Genomic DNA, 3678 nt, shown 5'->3' on the forward strand with positions numbered 1-3678 from the left:
TATCTTGGTGGAACAGGCATCTTGCCTGTGATGCCATGGACATGTTGGTAGAACAGGCATCTTGCCTGTGATGCCATGGACATGTTGGTAGAACAGGCATCTTGCCTGTGATGCCATGGACATGTTGGTAGAACAGGCATCTTGCCTGTGGAGCCATGGGCATCTTGGTAGAAAGCGCACCTTTACAAAAGTCAGATGCACCGATTCCCGATTCCCGATTCCCGATTCCCGATTCCCTGTTCCCTGTTCCCTGTTCCCTGTTCCCTACTATTTATGTGATATGCCAAGCAAAATTTATAAAAATCCTCTTGTAATCGGCAGTTTAGTCGTTATTTTTATAAACCTAGTAATAGCTATTAGTTGTTGGATTATTGTTCAACAATCTACGGGTTATGATGGTCTGTTTTATTTGTTTATATTGTCTATGATTGGTATCACTCAGTTAGTCTATGTTATCCCAGTATTAATTGTGCTAAGATTTCTAGGACGATGGGAATTGATTAAAGGAATGATTATTGGTGGTTTGATTACAGGCTTGTTGAATCTTGGCGCTTGGTTTTTAATGCAAGCTTGAGCTTAAAGGTATAGGTAGCAAGAGTTATTTTTCAATAACTCTTAATTTAGCTAACTTCGTGAACTGTTGCGTTAAGGATATCTTGAGACTGTTCTAATTTATCTTCGAGGTTCTCACTACCAGCAAATACTTTAGTAGTCACTGGTACGTTAGGCTCAACTTGGAGCCACACGGAATCACTCATAGACTCACCTTGATTGGGTCGATAAACCAGTCGGCAGGCTCCTGCTATTTCTACCTCATGACAGTAATTAGTCCGATCACCCCGTTTAACAGTAAACACTGGCAAGGATGTCTGGTTCTTGTGATTGCTCTTTAAGGCTTGCTCATTAACGTGGATATAGGTAGCTTCCAGATGTTTGTCCTGATTCCATGTACCTTTTGGTCCCCTACGACCTTCGGTGACCAATGGCACACCATCATATAATGGAATCTGCCAAAACCGACCAACTTTTTTGGCTCCTTTGATGCGATCTTTACTTAATAGCATCCGCAGTCGCTGAGAGGATATACCCAGCAGAGATGCAGCTTGTGTTGTACCGACAATCATAATTAAAATACTATTGCGGAATAGTATTTTAATCCTATCTAACTCGGAAAGTCAAGCTAAAGTGGCGAGTAGGGTGTAGGGAGTAGGGTGTAGGGTGTAGGGTTTAGGGTGTAGGGTTTAGGGTGTAGGGTGTAGGGTGTAGGGAGTCGGGTGTAGGGAGTAGGGTGTAGGGTGTAGGGTGTAGGGAGTAGGGAGTAGGGAGTAGGGAGTAGGGAGTAGGGAGCAGGGAGTAGGGAGTAGGGAGTAGGGAGTAGGTAACAAAAATTATCAAAATTGATTTAGGTAGCTTAGATAGCGTTTGTCATAGCTATGAGGTACACCTTATTTTTTACATCTTGCCTATTGCCTATTGCCTATTGCCTATTGCCTATTGCCTATTGGCTCTTATCTGCTCCCTGCTCCCTGCTCCCTACTCCCTAAAAGCCACAAATTTGTACCTCATAGGTATAATTTTTAGATAAGGTCTTTGTCAAGTTCTTGTTGAACTAGTTGAGCTAAAGTTTGGGCAGCTCCTGGTTTTCCGCGAACGCTCTTAAGATGCGATCGCATTTCGGACAACTTTTCTGGATGCTCTAGATAGTCTAGGGCAAGTTGGGCAACCTCAACCGGCTCAAGCTTCCCTACCAATTCTGGCACAATTTCTTTTTTTGCCCAAATATTCGGCCATGCAAACAGACGCTTTTGCCCTAGCACCAACCAATTAATCACTTTCGCGACGCTAGAGCCTACTCCTGGTAACTTGACCAATAGACCGGGTAAGCCATCCCAAGCCCGCATCGCATCTAATTGTTGCGTCGGCAACAGCACAATCATTGGTACCGCCAAAGACCCCAACTCAGCGGTATTCGCTCCCACTGTTGTTAAGCAAAGACAACATTGGGATAACAACTCATAGGCCGGAAAGGACTCCCAGAGTTCTACACACAAGCCACTAGGGGTTTTGAGGAATAGTTGCGGGGTATTTGGTTGAAGGTTAGGAGGTTGAAGGGTTGAAGGTTTAAGGGTTGAAGGTTTAAGGGTTGAAGGTTTAAGGGTTGAAGGTTTAAGGGTTGAAGGTTGAAGGGTTGAAGGTTGAAGGGTTGAAGGTTTAAGGGTTGAAGGTTTAAGGGTTGAAGGTTGTTCGCGTAGCGTGGCCTTTTGGCCAAGGTTATCGGAGTTTGAACCTGTAACTTGTAACCCGTTAACCTGTAACCCATTAACTTGTAACCCTTGATTCATCGACCAATTGTGATCAACTTTATAAATAAGTTGTGCCTCTGACCATCCTGTCTTGTTAATGATGGGATTGTGATCTCGATTGGCAAATTTGGCTAATGTTTTGAGATCTATGGTGGGAGCAATGGGAATCACAAAGCGAGTTTGGGGTCTAGCCTTGTGAATGTGTTCAGCGATCGCTAAAGACAAAGGCACTCCCTGAGCTAGTTTGGCTGGTTTTGACCCTGGTAAGAGTGCGATCACTTCAGTGGAAGGTTGTAAATTATCTTTGGTTGAAGGTTGAAGGTTGAAGGTTGAAGGTTGAAGGTTGTTTGCTTGAAGGTTATCTTTGGTTGAAGGTTGTTCGCGTAGCGTGGCCTTTTGGCCAAGGTTATCTTCCGTTGAAGGTTGTTCGCGTAGCGTGGCCTTTTGGCCAAGGTTATCTTCTTTGGTTGAACCTGTAACCTTCAACCCCTGAGTAACCTGTAACCCCTGATTAACCTGAGAACCTGCAACCTTCAACCCCTGAGTAACCTGTAACCCCTGATTAACCTGAGAACCTGCAACCTTCAACCCCTGATTAACCTGTAACCCCTGAGTAACCTGAGAACCTGCAACCTGTAACTTCTGATTAACCTGTAACCCCTGAGTAACCTGTAATCCTCTAATCTCTGCCATTAAATCCCCCACTAGGGTGAATTTGTGGGCATAGTTCTTAGGCACTTGAGCGATAATATCGGGTTTCATCACGCCAAAGTGGTCAATCCAGCGGTACCAACGAGCATCCCACTCGGCATAGACCACACTGCGATACCCTAAGCGCTTACTAATCACTACTGGAAAAAATTGGTCTCCCCCTAGGAATAGAACAACCCCTTTTGGATGCCAGTCCCAGTTTTCAGCTGTTTTGCCCCACAACAAGAATGGTAAAAAATCCTCTGCTGCCTGAACCCGGTCTACTTCTGGATAGGATTTTGCGATCGCATCTTCTTTGCCCGTGGCATGAGGGCAAGGAGATAGCACTACCGATATCCGGACTAATGAACGGTCATTCCCTAGAGTTTCCCGCAATGCCTTTACCACTGGTCGCACCCAGGTGGTCACCTCTCCTGGGCCATTGGACATAACTAAAATATCTGCTGCTGGCACTCTTCCCCACTCCTGATTATGAATATGTGGCTTGCTATCAGCTATCAGCTCTCAGCTTATGTGCTACGCACACGCTACTGTTTGGTTCTGGAAGCGAGGACAGGCTTTCTTGCCGCTCGCCGACGAGGGACTCGAATGACGGAGAAGGTGATGGAGAACCCGGCTGAAGTGGCCGACGCCCCGTACCGGGCGGCGGAATCCGCTGGCGGGG

5 protein-coding genes and 1 pseudogene are annotated in these 3678 nt (G+C 45.8%); 3 read left to right on the forward strand and 3 right to left on the reverse strand.

Annotation, left to right across the window (positions count from 1 at the left end; genetic code table 11):
- The first annotated feature begins 155 nt into the window (after positions 1-155).
- Together F6K52_RS33865 and F6K52_RS33870 are read left to right on the forward strand one after the other, a co-directional pair.
- Positions 156-314 (forward strand): hypothetical protein, encoded by a 159-nt coding sequence (locus tag F6K52_RS33865; protein ID WP_293089190.1) that lies wholly within the window; start codon positions 156-158, stop codon positions 312-314.
- A complete protein-coding gene (locus tag F6K52_RS33870; protein WP_293089192.1) occupies positions 281-574 on the forward strand; it encodes a hypothetical protein in 294 nt (97 codons plus the stop codon). The genes F6K52_RS33865 and F6K52_RS33870 overlap by 34 nt, the downstream gene beginning before the upstream one ends.
- Before the next feature lie 46 nt (positions 575-620).
- Here F6K52_RS33870 and F6K52_RS33875 read toward each other — a convergent pair whose 3' ends face one another.
- From F6K52_RS33875 to F6K52_RS37170, 3 genes and pseudogenes are all read right to left on the reverse strand, one after another.
- Positions 621-1124, reverse strand: a complete 504-nt coding sequence (locus F6K52_RS33875; RefSeq protein ID WP_293089194.1) for a DNA-binding protein — start codon at positions 1122-1124, stop codon at positions 621-623.
- A 103-nt stretch (positions 1125-1227) separates the two neighbouring features.
- Positions 1228-1395 (reverse strand): hypothetical protein, encoded by a 168-nt coding sequence (locus F6K52_RS33880; RefSeq protein ID WP_293089196.1) that lies wholly within the window; start codon positions 1393-1395, stop codon positions 1228-1230.
- 1001 nt (positions 1396-2396) lie between these two features.
- Positions 2397-2585 (reverse strand): annotated as a pseudogene (locus tag F6K52_RS37170) (lipid-A-disaccharide synthase); the annotation flags it as partial.
- Between the two features lie 900 nt (positions 2586-3485).
- Between F6K52_RS37170 and F6K52_RS33890 the strand changes: the two are divergent.
- Positions 3486-3678 (forward strand): hypothetical protein (locus F6K52_RS33890; protein ID WP_293089198.1); only part of this gene is annotated, 193 nt, incomplete at its 3' end.

It is taken from the genome of Moorena sp. SIO3H5, assembly GCF_010692395.1.
Taxonomy (GTDB): domain Bacteria; phylum Cyanobacteriota; class Cyanobacteriia; order Cyanobacteriales; family Coleofasciculaceae; genus Moorena.